Below are 15975 nucleotides of genomic sequence, written 5' to 3' on the forward strand. Positions count from 1 at the left end.
CACCCCCTTTTCTTTTGCGATTCCACATCGCGTTCAGTTGTTTTCGTTCTTCATTCTTGTCCCATATATGAATTATATCCGTTTAACGATTATACTGCGACACTTCGATTATACTGCGACACTTAAAGATAAAAATGGCTGCTCGAAGCAATCCGATTAAGGATTGCCGAGCAACGCCGTCTTTCATCCCACGATTGAAACCGTGGGCTTTCAGAATTTTTTTCTGTAAACAAAATAAGGAGGGATAAAAATGGAAAATTGGATCTTTACCACAAAGTGTACTTGACAAAGAAAGATGATGATGATGAAAACCAAAATAGTATTTCTTCCTTTTTATTCCACACATCTCTTTGGGCAACATTGTTATCATGTTTGCCTTTAAAAGTCAAGTACATCTTTTCTTTTAAAAAAGACCGCCGAATGGCGGTCTTTTTTGGCATCTTACCGATAGGGGCCATACGAGATGGGAAAGCCAGGCGCATACGGGGTTCCTCCTCCATAATATGGAGGCAGCGGCGCAGCAGGATAGCCATAGCCATACGGCATCACCGGGGCATACGGCTGAGGCGCCATCGGTGGATAGTACAGCGGCGCATACGGATGTGCGCCGGGAACGAAACCTGGTGTTGCACCAGCAGCCATTCCAGACAGCGTGCCAGGAACGGCCACGGGAGCCGTGCTGCCAGCCGGGGAAAGGTTTTCTGCATACGGAGCTGTCATGCCATACGGAATAGCGGTGTCATCAGGCGGCATGTTTTCTTTCCCACCCGTCGGCCACACGGAAGCATGGGCCATATTCGGCACGGCTCCTAACCCGAGCGGCGGCGCCGGCGGCATCATATCGGAGCTGTCCGGACTGTCTGAACTTTCAAGATGGACCGGACTGACAAGCGGCGCTGGCGGCGTAACCGGTGGGCACCAATAGCCATAAGGCGCTGCGGGCGGATAATACGCCATCGGCATCACTTGAGTCGGCGCCGCTTCATTTGGCGTCGTTGTCGACAGCGGAGCCATCGGCGGCACGTTATTCTCCATCCACCCGGCTTCATTGTCATGGCCGTAAGAGGTTGAAAACGGACCATTCATATACGGATCCCAATGATTCATTGTTCTCTCCCTTTCTTGCTTATATTCTCGGGGCGCATACCCATCCATATTGTATGTCGGAACAAGCAAAGGGTGTTTGCCCGGCCAAAATATAGGTATTTCACCCAACAGACGTTTGTGATACGATAAATGACGGTGACGACACCGAACCATGCTTGGAGGGACGTGCGATGAATGAAGCGCTGGCGGCCAAGCAAATCGATGAATTGCGCAATGGAATCATCTCCGAATTGTTGGTGAAAAAAGAGGACTTCCCTGTTTTTCGAGCCGTGCTCGTCAAGCAGCCCGACTTCAAGCGATTTCGCGGCATCGCCCAGCTCGGCGGCCACGTCATTTATCACTATATGGATGCTCCGCGCAGCTAAAAGCTCCTGTTCCCATGCCTTCACACCCGGCTTTCCGCCCTGGAAGCCGGGTGTTTTTGCTTGCGGAAAAATTTCCATTCCCTCTATGAAACTAGTCGCTTCAATGCTTCGCGCGCTTTTTCCATCATTTCGATAATGAATCATCTTCTCATCCTTGTTACTCTAGTAGAGAGTTTACGAGAGGAGGGATCAGGATGAAAAAAGGAAAAGCATGGGCGATGGCGGTGTTGTGCGGGATGTTTTTCTTTGCCGGCCATGCCGATGCGGCAACCATCCACACCGTCAAGCGCGGCGACACGCTTTGGAAAATCGCGAAGCAATACGGCGTGCCGCTCAAACAGCTGATGCAAAAAAATCGCAAAGGCGATTGGCTATATCCTGGTGAACAACTCGTCATCCCTGATGCCGGCATCACGGGGGCGGAGAAAGATTTGCTTGCTCGCCTTGTCCATGCCGAGGCGAAAGGGGAGCCGTACGCCGGGAAAGTCGCCGTGGCAACGGTCGTGCTCAACCGCGTCGATCACCCTGATTTTCCGGATACGATTCGCGGCGTCATTTATGAGCGCTCTGGCGGCCATTATGCCTTCACGCCGGTGGCAAACGGAACGATCAACGAACCCGCCGACCGTGAATCATATCGCGCCGTTGAAGAAGCACTTGCTTTTCGCGGTTTAGGAAACGGCTCGCTCTATTTCTACAATCCGAAAACGGCGAAAAGCAAATGGCTGCGCTCGCGTCCAGTGACCGTCGTCATCGGCAACCACGTCTTTGCTAAATAAGATCAGCTCTCTTTTCCAGTTGGAGACCACCGATTTGGTGAAAAAAGTTGTTTTTCACCAGCCTTTTAGGAAAGAACCCCCTTTACTTGCAGTGGAAAATAAGGCAAACTAGAACAAAAGACGATGAAAAAGGGGAATGATGATGACGAATAAAAAAGCGAAAGTCGGAGATATTATTGAATTTAAAAATGGACTGCGCGGCATTGTCGAGAAGGTGAATGAAAACTCAGTCATCGTTGATTTGACGTATATGGAAAACTATCGTGAACTCGATTTGCAAGAACGGACGGTCGTCAATCATAAAAACTATAAAATCATTGAATAGAAAAAGAGGCTGCCAAGAGCCTCTTTTTTGTTTACGAAATGCGGGCGAGTTCGTCGCATTCATAGATATGGACGCCGCTCGCTGCGGACGCCGCCCGGTAAAACATCGCCAAAGCAAGCTGACGGGCGTCGACCGGCTTATACTTTTTCCATTTGCCGACGAACAAAAACGAAAGACGGCATAACAACCACCCGCCTAACGCTTCGCCGAGGCGGAACTCCCGGCGCTTGCCGACGAGCAGCGACGGGCGGAAAATATGGAGCGATGGGATGGAAAGACGCTGCAGCGCTTCTTCTGTCTCTCCTTTGACTCGCTGGTAGAAAAACGGCGAACAAGGGTTGGCGCCAACCGAAGAGACGGTCAAAAAGCTTTTCGCGCGGCACTTTTCCGCCAGCGCCGCCGCGCGCAGCGTGTATTCATAGTCGACTTGAATGAACTGCTGCTTCGTTTTTGCCTTTTTCCGCGTCGTTCCGAGGCAGCAAAACACATCGTCCACATAAAAATGCCGTTCGTACGATTCCAGGCGCGCAAAATCGACGACGACTTGCTGCAGCTTTTCATGTTCCACCGGCAGCGGAGCGCGGACGAAAATTGTCACGCGGCAGTATAAATCCGACTGCAACAGCAGCTTCAGTAGCTCTCCGCCGACCAAACCGCTTGCTCCAAGCAAAAGAGCTGTTCTTCGCTCCAACGCCAAAACCTCCAAGGCAAACATTCATTGTCCATTATATAGGAGTTTGGGCGAAAAAACTACCTCTTTTTTTGCTGGCTCTAGCGGTTGTCGACTTTTTCCGGGTACAAATCGTGATTGAGCAGCCGGTATTCCGCCATTTTTTCGTATTTCGTCCCCGGGCGCCCCCAGTTGCAGTACGGGTCAATCGAAATGCCCCCGCGCGGCGTGAATTTGCCCCACACTTCGATATAGCGCGGTTCCATTACTTTGATCAAATCGTTCATAATGATGTTGACGCAGTCTTCGTGAAAGTCGCCGTGATTGCGGAAGCTGAACAAATACAGCTTCAACGATTTGCTTTCGACGCATTTTTTGTCCGGGATGTAGCTGATGTAAATCGTCGCGAAGTCCGGCTGGCCGGTTTTTGGACATAGCGATGTGAACTCCGGACAATTAAACTTCACGAAATAATCCCGGTCAGGATGTTTGTTGTCAAACACTTCAAGGAGATTGGGATTGTACGTAAACGAATACGTTGTCCCTTGATTGCCGAGCAGCGTCAAGTCTTTCAATTCTTCCTCTTTTCTTCCTGCCATTCCTTCATTCCTCCCTTTTTATCAATGCAAAGTGAGCCGCTGCGCCCCGCTTTACACGCCGCGCTTGTTTCCCCATAGAAGCGTGTGCAGCTGCGGCAGGACGTGGACGTCGTCCAGTTCGTCCGATTGGGCGGCTTGTTCCGCGAGCCATTCCAACCGACAGAGAAGCTTCGCGCGGAGTGCATCCACATCCGAATCCGCTACATCGGCATTGCCTGTCTGCAAATAAAACGGAACGCCTGGGTAGCGACGGTGCACTTCTTTGGCATACGCCAAATCGGCGTCATCAAACACGACGACTTTCAAACTGACGCGCCGCACCCGGCTTTGGTCCGCCTGCAGCCGTTCGATGATGTGATCGAGCACCGCCCAGTCGGTGTTCATCCCCGAGCTTGGCGGCTTCGGAGAAAGGGTGACGTCGTCCACATCGAGCAGCCAATCCTGCCAGCGGCTCCCTTGCGTTTCAACCGCGACCCGCATCCCTTTTTCATGAAGAAGCGCAACAAGCTCACCGAGAGCGGAGATCAAAAGCGGGTTGCCGCCCGAAATCGTCACATGGCGGAAGCGGCGGCCGCCGATGGCCTTAAGCCGCCGCCAAATGTCTTCCGCGGTCAGCTGCTCGATCTCGTCTTTCGCCGACCCGTCCCACGTAAACGCCGAATCGCACCAGCGGCAGCGGTAGTCGCAGCCAGCCGTGCGGACGAACATCGTCTTTCGGCCGATCACCATTCCTTCGCCTTGAATGGTCGGCCCAAAAATCTCCAACACCGGAATCGTGCGCCCCATCATCGTTCCCCCGCTTTCGGCCGGTAGACGACGTAGCTCGTCGGCGTTTCGCGGACGAACACTTGCAAACATTTCGGCTTGTGCGGCAGCGCATCCAAATAGCGCTGAATCGTTTCATAAATCGTGCGCGCCACCACCTCCGACGTCGGAAATCGGTTCGGGTCCCGGCTGTCAAACCAATCGGCGTGGTCGTTAAGCAGCGTATGGTCCAGTTTTCGATGAACGAGCTGTTTTAACGTTTGGAAATTGACTAAAAAACCGCTCTCATCGAGCTCATCGCCGGCGACCGTCACATTGACGATGTACGTATGGCCATGCACGTTTGCGCAGCTTCCCGCTGCTTCATGCGGGATGAAATGGGCGGCGGCGATGTGCATATCTTTGTTCAACTCATAGCGGTAATTATGCATGACTTGTGGATACAGCTGGTGCATCATCGCGCCTCCACCTCCGCTTTTTCCCGCAAGTATTCGTCAAGCCCGCGTTGGCGCAGCACGCACGCCGGACATTCGCCGCAGCCGTCGGCGATGATGCCGTTATAGCACGTCAGCGTCTTCGTGCGGACGAACTCGAGCGCACCGAGCTCATCGGCGAGCTTCCATGTCTCAGCTTTCGTCAGCCACATGAGCGGCGTATGAATGACAAATTCGTAATCCATCGCTAAATTCAACGTGACGTTCAATGATTTGATAAACACATCTCGGCAGTCCGGATAGCCGCTGAAATCCGTTTCGCACACCCCAGTCACGATATGGCGCGCGCCCCGCTGTTTGGCGAGCACGGCGGCAAATGACAAAAACAATAAATTGCGCCCGTCCACAAACGTCGTCGGCAACTCGCCTTCCTTTTGTTCAATGGCGATGTCGCGCCGCGTCAGGGCGTTGGGCGCCAACTGCCCGAGAAGCGACAGATCAAGCACCGTATGGCGGACGCCAAGCTCGTTGGCGATCGATGCCGCGACGTCAATTTCGCGGCGATGGCGCTGACCGTAGTCAAACGTCACCGCTTCGACTTCCACAAACCGCTTTTTCGCCCAAAACAAACATGTCGTGCTGTCTTGGCCGCCGCTGAAGACGACGACCGCCTTTTCTTCACTCACCTTCATCATGATCAACCTCCTTCTGAATCAGCAGAAGAAGAGGTTTCCAAAACAAAAAAGGCCATACCCCTGGGATACAGCCGTCCCTAGTTTTTTATAGAGGGTTTTGCTAGAAACCTCTCCCGTACAAATGTACGGAATTGTATTCTTCTGTTTTCTTTATTTACTATACCATACTCATGGCTTTTGTTGTAGCGCCTTTTTCACTTTTTCGGCCGTCCATGCGTACACATACAGGAGCGGAACATACACCACGACAAGATAAAACCCTGCCTTCGCTGTCCATTGCGTCAACTGCTCAATGTCTGTCTTCTCTTGAAAAAACAGCGTCCCGACAAACAAACAAGCGAGCAACACTGGAAGCGAACGGCGCTGCTGAACAGCAAACAGCTGTTTGATCACGCGCGTCGCCGCCCAAACGGAAACCGCGATGATCGGAAACACAACGAGCACGTAAATCGAGATGACAATATACTCCATCCGCTCGATAAACGGCACTTCCGGAATTTTGGCAAGCGTCAGCGTCGGCCATGTAATATGCTGAATTTGTTCTTTGTTATAAAACACAATCGAAATCAACATCACAACAAGGTAAATGAACGTCGTGAAGGCATTGGCAGCGTGCGCCCACTTTTGCGAGGACGGAGCATTTTTTAAAAACGGGTAATACATAAGCAACATTTCAAACCCTAAATATTGCAGCACCATCTCTTTCGATGCTTTTGCCAATTGCCCAAACGAATGGTCGAACACCGGCAATAAGTTCCGGTATTGAGCGTACTCAAGCGGAAAGAAAACCATCGGAAAAATCGTCAACAGCGGAATCACGACCCCCCAAACGCATAAACCGACAACGACGCGAAACCCGCCGGAGACGGTGTAATACGTCAGCAGCAAAAAAACGAGGCTGAACTGCCACGCCCCCATCAACGGGAACACCCATACTTTAATGATTTCAATGTACGATTGAAGCACCATAAACGCCGCCAACGCGTAGTAAAAAAGAAGTCCAAGGCTCAGCGCCCCGCCGATCCACCGCCCGAAGTACTGTTCATGAAGCGACACGAGGTCTCCGCCTGATGGAGAATGCGACAGCAGCCGATACATGATCCAAATCAACACGTGCGCCGCCAGCCCAGCCAGCAAGACAGCCATCCAAGCGTCCTGCCCCGCCTCTTTCATGAGCGGACGCTGAAAACTGAGCGCCCCGACCCCAACTTGCGTAGCATGAATGACAAAAAACACAAGAAACGGGGAGATGAGAAACCGTTCTTGAATGGTCTGCTTCATCATAATCCCTCCTCATGTTCCCCGTCTTATTCGCCAATGCCTGTATGGACGATATCCACCGTGACGTGCGGGCGGATATCTAAATCCGGGTATTCGCGGTAAAACGCGGCGGAATCCCAATGTCTTGTCACACTGCGGACAAAATCGCCGATGCCGAGCGGATCAATCCGTTTTTTCTGAAAATAACGGAATAACCGGCGCATATTATGCTCCAATTCGTTTTGCATCTTTTTCTTTACATCAGCAAACAAATCATACCCCGGCTGATCGAGCCATGACGGATAATCCCTCACCGACGCATGGATATGAATGAACACGTCAAGCACATGGCGGCTGCCGTCACGCTTCCATTCATATTTCGGCTTCGCCCATAAGTTTTGCAGCATCACCCGATCCTCGCCCTGTTTTCCGCGATTCCCAACCTTCAGCTGATAGACGCCGTTTTTCGTTTCCCCGAGCAAAATTTTCATCAAAAACGAATCGCGCAAACTCACATGCCCGACATATTTGTCATCGCGAAACAAAGCGACTCCTTCGAGTTTGACGAAATCTCCTTTTTTCTCAAAGTACGGCAAAAATGGGTCGCTCCCCGGGGAAAAATAGCGATACAAAAACAAGTGCAAATTCGTCTTCGGCAAGTTCATCGACTGCTCGTTTTGTTCCACAACATTCGGCAAATACAACGTGTCGCTCAGCGTCGTTTTCGCCGTGATTTTCAGCAGCTCTCTGGCGCTTTCTTCCGCTACGCCAAGCAACAAATGGCTCCCGACTTTGTTGTTGCGCGCGAGGCTGTGCGTAATTTGCGTCACCCCCCGCCTAGCAAACTCCTTGCCGAACAAAATAAGGCGCAACTGCCCTTCCTCAATCGGCAGCGCCGATTTCGATGACAGGCGCGGGATGAGGTCGTAGATCGTCGGCGACGTCGTCGTCAACATATTCGGCTTTGTCATCGGCCCTTGCTTGAACGTCGGGTACACTGCGGTTCCCGTGTAGCGGCCGTTTTCGAAATCATACCCCATCTGTTGGATAATTTGAATTTCGTCAATCGGCCGCGAACTGGCGCAGCCGCTAAGCAACAGCAGCGCACCGATCCAGGCGAGCCCACGCCCCATCATGATCCCCCTTACTCATCAATATCGCGTTTTTGCTTCGCCTCATTCGGATCATAGCGAAACCGCGACCGCGGGCGAAGAAACATCGGCCGCTCCGCCGTCTCACTGTATGGCGAACGAACGAATGTATCGCGGAAGTTGCGTACGCGAAGCGGATAAAACGGCAGCAAATACGGATAGCCAAACGACTGCAGCCGCCCTAAATGAATGAGCAATCCGCAGACAGCAAAGATGATGCCGATCCCTCCCCAGCCAGCGGCGAACAAAATGAATGGGAACCGGATGAACCGAATCGTGTTCGACATTTTGAAAATCGGCGTTGTAAACGAAGCGAGCGCCGCCAGGGCAACGACAATCAACAAAATCGTACTCGTCAGTCCGGCATCAACGGTTGCTTGCCCGATGACAATCCCGCCGACAATCCCGAGCGTTTGCGCGACTTTCGTCGGCAGCCGCGCCCCGGCCTCGCGCAACAGCTCAATCGTAATTTCCAAAAACAGCACCTCGAGCACCGGCGGAAACGGCACGTTCGAGCGCGAATAAATGATCGGTCCGAGCAAATCTTCCGGGATCATCTCGTAATGGTACGTCAGCACCGCCACATAAATCGGCGACGCCAACACGGAAAACGCGACGCCGAAAAACCGAATGAGGCGGAAAAACGTACCGAGCACCCACGGCAGATAATAGTCTTCCGGCGACGTAAAAAAATCGAAAAGAGCGGCGGGACCGATCACGGCATACGGGGAGCCGTCGCAAAAAATCGCGACTTGCCCCGAGACGATCGCATAAACGGCCCGATCGATCCGCTCAGTCGAGATAAAGAGCGGAAACGGCGTCCGCGAATTGTCAGCGAGCAGCTGATCCAAAATGGCGTTGTCAAACACGACGTCAAAATGAATGGACTCAAGCCGCTGCGTCACCGTTTGGACCACTTCCGGATTGGCCACGCCGTCCATGTAGGCAATGACGACTTTTGTTTTCGACACTGAGCCGACCGACATTTCTCGAAACACAAGATTCGGCGTCACCACTTGCCGGCGGATGAGATGCAAGTTGACACCGACATTTTCTACAAATCCGACTTTGGGCCCAACGACGCTGAATTCGTTTTCCGACTCATTGTTTTCCCGAAGCCCCAAATTTTCAGCCGCGGCGCCCATGAGCGCCGCTTTGCCCGGTTGCTCGCGGAAACTGACGGCGACAAACCCTTTCAACACCTTCTCTTCAATCAGCGCCGCATCTTCGCTCACCTCAATGCGCTGAATCGGCACGATTTGCTGCAAGTCTTCCAAGCGGACAGTCGGATGCTTTGGAATGTCGTTTTGCAAATGGCAAAGAATCCGCTCTTGCAACACTTGCGGATCAACGAGCGAATCGAAATAATAAACCGACAGCTCCTTGCCTCCGACAACAAACGACACTTCGACAAAATCGCTCGATTGCCGAAGCTTTTCCCAAAGTTGCGAAAGATTCCTCTGTGCGGGGCGCTTTTTCTTTTTCTTCAAAAACGAGAACCAACCCACGATGATCTCCTCGCCTTTCCGTTTACGGCATAGTCTTCCAATCGATCAACATTTTTATGCATCCCCCTCTTATCCTATTGATTCGACAAAATATTCTATATATTATTGAGGATAGACAAAAACAAAAAAGGAGAATCGTCTATGAGCGAATTGACAAAACGGCGCCGGGCAAAACAGGCGTTAAAAAAAGTAACAGCAACGGCGGAAGCACTGCGGCGGTCAATCGACCGAACGCGCCCGCTTGAAGAGCAGCTCGACCGCATCCGCGCCTTTTTAGACGAGCAGCTTGGCCATGATGAATATTTTGTTGTTGTCGATGAAAACGGATACGGACTCGTCCATACGAACCGCCTCCGCGAGGGGCGGGTGTTTGCCGACCCCGTTGGGCTTGCTGCCGCCCGCACGAACAAGCCGCTCTTGCAAGTGTACGAACGCGATACAGGCGAAGTGTTGATTGACGCCAGCTGCCCGCTTTGGACCGAACCGAGCGGAAGGCGCATCAACTTGCGGATGGGGCGGCTCATGCACCGCCCGTATTTGCAATGGGTGTTCGCCTGCATCTCCATAACACCTCCATTGGCGGGACTGGCTGCTTTCATCGCCGGGGCGCCGCCTGTGTTGGCCGCGCTATTTGCCATTTTGTGTGGGCTTGGACTCAGCGCCGCCTGGCATCGAGCCATTGCCACCGAGCTTCGCCATTGGTACGGCGTCGCCCGCACTGTCTCCTCGGGTCAATTGCAGACAGAAGTGAAAACGACGGGAAAACGGGATGAATTTCATCAAATCGCCTACGAAATCAACAAAATGATTCTCGGCATCCGCACGATCATCGCCGAGCTCGGCAAAGCGGCCAAAACGGTGCATGATGTCAGCCATGAGCAACAGATGGAAATGCGCCGCCTCTCTGAATCATTTGACGAAATCGCCGCCGCCGTCGAAACGTTCCGCGAAGGAGCGAAACAACAAACGGCCGCCGTCGAGCAAGCCGATGACGTCATCCGACAGATGGTGGAACGCGTGCAGATCATGCGGGCTGCCGTCGAACGTGTCGTACGCCAAGCGGACGATGCCTGGTCGTCGGCAGCAGAAGGCATACGTCTCATTGATGAAACGAAAACAAACATGGATGCGATGCAACGCGGCATCGGCGAAACGACCGCCCTCATCGACAAAGCAGCCAATGAAGCGGCGCGCGTTCATGAGATGATCGCCGCCATTCGCACGATCGCCAAACAAACGAACTTGCTCGCCCTCAACGCCTCGATCGAAGCAGCGCGGGCGGGTGAAGCGGGCCGCGGCTTTTCCATCGTCGCCCAAGAAGTCCGGAAGCTCGCTGAAGATACAAACGCGTTCGCCGCTGAAATTTTCGCCTCGCTCGACGCCATGACGAACGCGCTCAAAGAAGCCGTGCATGCGATGCAAGGAAGCGGCCGCCACGTTGAAAAAACGAAAGACTCTCTTTGGAAAACAGGGGAAACGTTCACATCGTTTCACGGCATGTTCGCCCAGCTGAACGACTTGCTTCAGCAAAACGAATCGTACGTCAACGCCATCACCGCCGACGGCGAGCAGCTCGGCGGACTGATGGGAGACGTACGCACCGTCGCCGCCGATTTTTCAAACATGGTGCAAGAAACGGCGGCTGGGCTTGAGCAACAAACGCTCGCCCTTCACCAACTAGCGCGGGAAGCCGATACGTTGGCTGCTGCAGCGCGCGATTTAGAAAAAATGATCGCCCGCTTCCACTCATAACGAAACAAAGCCCTTTCGTCCCCCCTTCACTAAAGAAACGTTAGGGAACGAAAGGGCCGATTTATCGGTGCGGCAGCCGTCGGCGCCAAAGAAGCCACAATAATAGAAGACTCATGTAGCCAAACAGTGGATAGAGAAATGACAACAACTCCCCATAGCGAAACGGGCTGACCGCCGCAAACAACAACACGAGCAGCACGCCCAACCATTTCCCGCCGATCGACACCCAAACGCGCACTTGACGGGCAAGCCCAAACAGGCCGCCGATGACCGAGGTAAAAATTTCTCCGTAAATGACTACGACATACAACCAATGCAGCATGGCAAAAAACGTACGAACCACTTCGGCCATCGGAATGTCGTAATCACCCTTTTGTGGAAACGATAGCAACACGATATGGTTTAGAAGCAACAACCCTGTCAATATCACTCCACCCAACATCGCCCCGCGCTTCACCGCTCGCTCACTGGTCGCTTCGCGGGCGACAGGCACAAGCACCGCTTGGGACATCGCCAAGTTAAACGCCGCATAGGAAAACGGGGACAACATCGCCTTAAGCGAATAATTCGATGCCGCCATATCCGGTCGGCATAAGCCGCCAACCATCACCATTTTGATCAATACGGTGGCGCTAAATATCATCATCATCGGCACGACTAACACGTTGACGCCAAACAGCCCTTTGCGGTCGAACAACATGACTAGGAGCGCCGAACCGAGCGTCAGCGCAATCCCCGCCTGCCGCGGCCAGCCGATCTGCTCTTCAAACACCGCGCCCGCCCCGGCAATCATCACCGCCGTCACCCCGGCGATCATCGCTGTCATCACGAGCGTCACAAACGGACTCAACATTCTTCCGAACAAATAACGATTCAATTCATCATATGATGCGGCTCCAATGCGGCGCGCCATCACCATCAGGCGCGCGCCGCCCCATGTGAACAAAAAGCCGCTGACCAATACGCCGACCGTTCCAGCCGTTCCGTAGCGGGTAAAAAATTCAATAATTTCCCTGCCGGTCGCAAATCCCGCCCCAATCACCGTGCCGACGTAAACAGCGGCGATTTGCCATGCTTCCGACCATTCCGCTTTCTTCTTCACTGACTGCCCTCTCCTTCTCCTTGTCCGCTGCTTCACTTCCATATATATGTCCGCAACGGACAGGAAAGACGAATAGGCAAAAAAAGGATGCCTTCCTCAGCATCCTTCGTTACTGAACCGTCACTTGTTCGACTTGATGTTCGTGCAATTGATCTGCTTCCACATGCACTTTCACCGAATACGTTCCTTTGTTGGCAAACGTGGCAACAGCCTCGTATTCGCCGTTTCTTTTTTCATCCGCATCCACAAATTCATGCTTGTTGTCAGCCTGCCAAATCTCAAAGCGAACGGTGGCGTTCGTAAAGGGCTTCCCATCTTTGGTGAGATGAACGGTCAATGCCGCCGGTTTTCCGGCTTCGAACGAACGGGACGACAGCGAAATGGCAACAGCGCCATGATGTTGTTCTTCAGCACGGCCTTGGGAATGTTCGCGCGCACCGTCGGCCGTCGCCGCCTGTTCTGGGGTGCCGGCGATAATATCTTTTTTCGGCATGTTATGCATGTCGCGCGCCGTCACATGGGCAACGACCGAATACGTTCCCGCTTCCGTAAACGTTTTTTCCACCGAATAGCGGCCATCGCCGTCATGCTTTGCTTCAAGCATTTCCCGCTCGCCATCTCCATGTTTCCATACTTCAAACTTGACTTCGTTCGCATCGTTTACTTTTTCTCCGCCATACGTCACGACGCAGGCGAGCTTGGTCGGTTTGTTCAAATCGATGTGATCCGGAACATCCATTTTCACGTCAAGCACGGCCGGCGTCTCGGCTTGCTTGTTGTGATTTGTACAAGCAGCCATGATCATCATCCCCAAAAGTACAACAGCAAACGCAAAGCCAACATGTCCTTTCATCTTCACCTTTCTCCTTTTTCCTTCAAATTCATGATAAACCGTTGTCCGAGACGAACCTTTTCCGCCTCTTTTTCTGTTTTTCACTTTATCATAGCTTTGCCGCACCTACATTAGTATTCACCATTTTTTCAAAAACATTTCATCGTTATCACAATTTTTTTGTACAAAACACTTGAAAGTCAAAAAAAGTCAAAGTATAATAAAGTCAGAAAGTCAAAGAAAGTCAAAGTCAAAAAAAAGGGGGGTATGCCTCATGCGCTGCCAAGCATGCCAACAACGTGAAGCAACGGTGTTTGTCAACTTGCAATGGAACGGTGAAAAACAACAGCTTCATCTTTGCCATGAATGCTATGAAAAACAAAAACAACAATTGTCGATTCCGATGATGAACTTTGGCTTTTCGCCGTTTTCATTTGATGACTTCTTTACTAGCCACTTCGCAGCGGCCAACCCGGGGATGAGCTCGCCGGAAACGATGGCGAAACGCCCGCAAAGCCGCAATGGCGGATTTTTGGATCAATTCGGCCGCAACTTGACGCAAATGGCCAAAGCGGGCTTGATCGATCCGGTCATCGGCCGCGACAAGGAAATCGCCCGCGTCATGGAAATTTTAAACCGCCGCAACAAAAACAACCCGGTCTTAATCGGGGAACCGGGCGTCGGGAAAACGGCGATCGTCGAAGGGCTCGCGCTGAAAATCGCCGAAGGGAACGTGCCGGAAAAACTGTTAAACAAAGAAGTGTACTTGCTTGATGTCGCTTCGCTTGTCGCCAACACCGGCATCCGCGGCCAATTTGAAGAGCGGATGAAACGGCTCATCGCCGAACTGCAAGAGCGGAAAAACGTCATTTTGTTCATTGACGAAATCCATCTGCTCGTCGGCGCTGGCGCCGCTGAAGGCTCGATGGACGCCGGGAACATTTTGAAACCGGCGCTTGCCCGCGGCGAACTGCAAGTCGTTGGGGCGACGACACTCAAAGAATACCGGCAAATTGAAAAAGACGCGGCTCTTGAGCGCCGCTTCCAACCGGTCATCGTCCACGAGCCGACCGTGGAAGAAGCGATCGCCATCTTGAAAGGCATCCAGCCGAAATACGAGCAATTCCATCATGTCCGCTACACGGATGAAGCGATCGAAGCGTGCGTGAAACTCGCGCACCGCTACATCCAAGACCGCTTCCTCCCGGACAAGGCGATCGACTTGCTTGACGAGGCCGGCTCGAAAGCGAACTTGCGCCTCGGCCCGACTGACGAAAAACAATTGCAAGAGCGGCTGATGCAAATCGCGAAAGAAAAAGAGCAAGCAGCGAAAGAGGAAAACTACGAGCTGGCGGCAAAACTGCGCGACGAAGAACTGAAGCTTGAAAAACAACTTGAACAAGGCGTCAACCAAGAACGCCCTGTCGTCGACGCCGCCGACATCGAGCAAATCATTGCTGAAAAAACCGGCATCCCGGTCGGAAAACTGCAAGCGGATGAAAAAGAAAAAATGAAACATCTCGAAGAAAACTTGGCGAAAAAAGTGATCGGCCAAGCGGAAGCGGTGAAAAAAGTCGCCAAGGCGATCCGCCGCAGCCGCGCCGGCTTGAAAGCGAAACACCGCCCGATCGGTTCGTTCCTGTTCGTCGGCCCGACCGGCGTCGGGAAAACGGAGCTCGCCAAAACGCTCGCTGAGGAGCTGTTTGGCACGAAAGACGCCATGATTCGCCTCGATATGAGCGAATACATGGAGAAACATTCGGTCTCGAAGCTGATCGGTTCACCGCCGGGCTATGTCGGCTTTGAAGAAGCCGGCCAGCTGACGGAAAAAGTGCGCCGCAATCCATACAGCATCATCCTGCTTGACGAGATTGAAAAAGCGCACCCGGATGTGCAGCACATCTTCCTGCAAATTTTGGAAGACGGACGCTTGACCGACAGCCAAGGCCGGACCGTCAGCTTCAAAGACACCGTCATCATCGCGACAAGCAACGCCGGCGCAACCGATAAAAAAATCACCGTCGGCTTTGAAAAAGAGGGCAACGGGCAAACAAGCGTCCTTGACTCGCTCGGCGCCTACTTCAAGCCGGAGTTCTTGAACCGCTTCGACGCCATCATTGAGTTCAAGCCGCTCGAAAAAGAGCACTTGCTCGAAATTGTCGACTTGATGCTCGCCGACGTCAAAGCGGCGATGCGCGAACAAAGCATTGAACTCGAAGTGACCGAAGCGGCGAAAGAAAAGCTGGCCGAACTCGGCTACCATCCGGCCTTTGGCGCCCGCCCGCTTCGCCGCGTCATCCAAGAGCATGTCGAAGACAACATCGCCGACTGCCTGCTCGACGCGGATCAATCGGTGCGTGCGATCCGCATCGACGTTGAAGGGGACGCCGTTGTGGCGAAAATTGAATCATAACTTACAACGGAGAATCCGCCGAACATGAATTTTGGTTTCGGCGGATCTTTTTTCCGATAGACCGTTTATCAAATCGATTTTCCATCTTGAGTCAGTCAAGCACACTTTCGGCTAAGAACTAAATATTTTATAAAATATTTTTTAAAAAAATATTATTGACACTTTTCTATTTTTTTGATAAAAGTAAGTTGTTACTTCTAACATATTTGGAGGGATTG

The 15975-nt window shown here is 52.4% G+C and carries 16 protein-coding genes; 5 read left to right on the forward strand and 11 right to left on the reverse strand.

Features of this window, described 5'->3' with window-relative positions:
- Positions 1-441: 441 nt before the first annotated feature.
- Complete coding sequence (locus LG52_RS10675; protein WP_044731903.1) at positions 442-1107, reverse strand: hypothetical protein; 666 nt, start codon at positions 1105-1107, stop codon at positions 442-444.
- 170 nt (positions 1108-1277) lie between these two features.
- Here LG52_RS10675 and LG52_RS10680 point away from each other — a divergent pair, with 170 nt between their 5' ends.
- From LG52_RS10680 to LG52_RS10690, 3 genes are all read left to right on the forward strand, one after another.
- Positions 1278-1472 carry a hypothetical protein gene (locus LG52_RS10680; protein WP_044731904.1) on the forward strand — a complete coding sequence of 65 codons (195 nt, stop codon included), beginning with the start codon at positions 1278-1280 and terminating at the stop codon, positions 1470-1472.
- Positions 1473-1666: 194 nt separating this feature from the next.
- Positions 1667-2251, forward strand: a complete 585-nt coding sequence (locus LG52_RS10685; protein ID WP_044731905.1) for a cell wall hydrolase — start codon at positions 1667-1669, stop codon at positions 2249-2251.
- Between the two features lie 142 nt (positions 2252-2393).
- Positions 2394-2576 carry a YkvS family protein gene (locus LG52_RS10690; RefSeq protein WP_044731906.1) on the forward strand — a complete coding sequence of 61 codons (183 nt, stop codon included), beginning with the start codon at positions 2394-2396 and terminating at the stop codon, positions 2574-2576.
- 31 nt (positions 2577-2607) lie between these two features.
- Here the strand turns inward: LG52_RS10690 and LG52_RS10695 are convergent, their stop codons facing one another.
- From LG52_RS10695 to LG52_RS10730, 8 genes are all read right to left on the reverse strand, one after another.
- A complete protein-coding gene (locus LG52_RS10695; protein WP_044731907.1) occupies positions 2608-3291 on the reverse strand; it encodes an NAD(P)H-binding protein in 684 nt (227 codons plus the stop codon).
- A 56-nt stretch (positions 3292-3347) separates the two neighbouring features.
- Positions 3348-3845, reverse strand: a complete 498-nt coding sequence (queF, locus tag LG52_RS10700; protein ID WP_044731908.1) for a preQ(1) synthase — start codon at positions 3843-3845, stop codon at positions 3348-3350.
- Between the two features lie 51 nt (positions 3846-3896).
- Positions 3897-4631, reverse strand: a complete 735-nt coding sequence (gene queE, locus LG52_RS10705; protein WP_044731909.1) for a 7-carboxy-7-deazaguanine synthase QueE — start codon at positions 4629-4631, stop codon at positions 3897-3899.
- Positions 4631-5068: a 6-carboxytetrahydropterin synthase QueD gene (queD, locus tag LG52_RS10710; protein WP_044731910.1), complete on the reverse strand. Its 438-nt coding sequence runs from the start codon at positions 5066-5068 to the stop codon at positions 4631-4633. The genes queE and queD overlap by 1 nt, the downstream gene beginning before the upstream one ends.
- Positions 5065-5730, reverse strand: a complete 666-nt coding sequence (gene queC / locus LG52_RS10715; protein WP_197071922.1) for a 7-cyano-7-deazaguanine synthase QueC — start codon at positions 5728-5730, stop codon at positions 5065-5067. Before queC ends, queD begins: the two co-directional genes overlap by 4 nt.
- Positions 5731-5907: 177 nt before the next feature.
- Positions 5908-7020, reverse strand: a complete 1113-nt coding sequence (locus LG52_RS10720; RefSeq protein ID WP_044731911.1) for a GerAB/ArcD/ProY family transporter — start codon at positions 7018-7020, stop codon at positions 5908-5910.
- Positions 7021-7046: 26 nt separating this feature from the next.
- Positions 7047-8132, reverse strand: coding sequence for a Ger(x)C family spore germination protein (locus tag LG52_RS10725; protein ID WP_044731912.1), 1086 nt, complete (start codon positions 8130-8132; stop codon positions 7047-7049).
- Positions 8133-8143: 11 nt separating this feature from the next.
- Positions 8144-9658 (reverse strand): spore germination protein, encoded by a 1515-nt coding sequence (locus tag LG52_RS10730; protein WP_044731913.1) that lies wholly within the window; start codon positions 9656-9658, stop codon positions 8144-8146.
- Positions 9659-9799: 141 nt separating this feature from the next.
- Here LG52_RS10730 and LG52_RS10735 point away from each other — a divergent pair, with 141 nt between their 5' ends.
- The gene (locus LG52_RS10735) at positions 9800-11410 is read left to right on the forward strand and encodes a methyl-accepting chemotaxis protein (protein ID WP_044731914.1); all 1611 of its coding nucleotides are present in this window, start codon (positions 9800-9802) and stop codon (positions 11408-11410) included.
- Positions 11411-11471: 61 nt separating this feature from the next.
- Here the strand turns inward: LG52_RS10735 and LG52_RS10740 are convergent, their stop codons facing one another.
- Positions 11472-12512 carry a membrane protein gene (locus tag LG52_RS10740; protein WP_044731915.1) on the reverse strand — a complete coding sequence of 347 codons (1041 nt, stop codon included), beginning with the start codon at positions 12510-12512 and terminating at the stop codon, positions 11472-11474.
- A gap of 109 nt (positions 12513-12621) precedes the next feature.
- Positions 12622-13365: a FixH family protein gene (locus LG52_RS10745; RefSeq protein ID WP_044731916.1), complete on the reverse strand. Its 744-nt coding sequence runs from the start codon at positions 13363-13365 to the stop codon at positions 12622-12624.
- A gap of 253 nt (positions 13366-13618) precedes the next feature.
- Between LG52_RS10745 and LG52_RS10750 the strand changes: the two genes are divergently transcribed.
- Positions 13619-15757: an ATP-dependent Clp protease ATP-binding subunit gene (locus LG52_RS10750; protein ID WP_044731917.1), complete on the forward strand. Its 2139-nt coding sequence runs from the start codon at positions 13619-13621 to the stop codon at positions 15755-15757.
- Positions 15758-15975: the final 218 nt, after the last annotated feature.

Origin of the sequence: Geobacillus kaustophilus, assembly GCF_000948285.1 — a bacterium.
Lineage (GTDB): Bacteria > Bacillota > Bacilli > Bacillales > Anoxybacillaceae > Geobacillus > Geobacillus thermoleovorans_A.

Coding starts and splice junctions, on each gene's coding strand:
- LG52_RS10675 (WP_044731903.1), bottom strand. CDS start 1,107: ATGAATCATTGGGATCCGTATATGAATGGTCCGTTTTCAACCTCTTAC.
- LG52_RS10680 (WP_044731904.1), top strand. CDS start 1,278: ATGAATGAAGCGCTGGCGGCCAAGCAAATCGATGAATTGCGCAATGGA.
- LG52_RS10685 (WP_044731905.1), top strand. CDS start 1,667: ATGAAAAAAGGAAAAGCATGGGCGATGGCGGTGTTGTGCGGGATGTTT.
- LG52_RS10690 (WP_044731906.1), top strand. CDS start 2,394: ATGACGAATAAAAAAGCGAAAGTCGGAGATATTATTGAATTTAAAAAT.
- LG52_RS10695 (WP_044731907.1), bottom strand. CDS start 3,291: ATGTTTGCCTTGGAGGTTTTGGCGTTGGAGCGAAGAACAGCTCTTTTG.
- queF (WP_044731908.1), bottom strand. CDS start 3,845: ATGGCAGGAAGAAAAGAGGAAGAATTGAAAGACTTGACGCTGCTCGGC.
- queE (WP_044731909.1), bottom strand. CDS start 4,631: ATGGGGCGCACGATTCCGGTGTTGGAGATTTTTGGGCCGACCATTCAA.
- queD (WP_044731910.1), bottom strand. CDS start 5,068: ATGATGCACCAGCTGTATCCACAAGTCATGCATAATTACCGCTATGAG.
- LG52_RS10720 (WP_044731911.1), bottom strand. CDS start 7,020: ATGAAGCAGACCATTCAAGAACGGTTTCTCATCTCCCCGTTTCTTGTG.
- LG52_RS10725 (WP_044731912.1), bottom strand. CDS start 8,132: ATGGGGCGTGGGCTCGCCTGGATCGGTGCGCTGCTGTTGCTTAGCGGC.
- LG52_RS10735 (WP_044731914.1), top strand. CDS start 9,800: ATGAGCGAATTGACAAAACGGCGCCGGGCAAAACAGGCGTTAAAAAAA.
- LG52_RS10745 (WP_044731916.1), bottom strand. CDS start 13,365: ATGAAAGGACATGTTGGCTTTGCGTTTGCTGTTGTACTTTTGGGGATG.
- LG52_RS10750 (WP_044731917.1), top strand. CDS start 13,619: ATGCGCTGCCAAGCATGCCAACAACGTGAAGCAACGGTGTTTGTCAAC.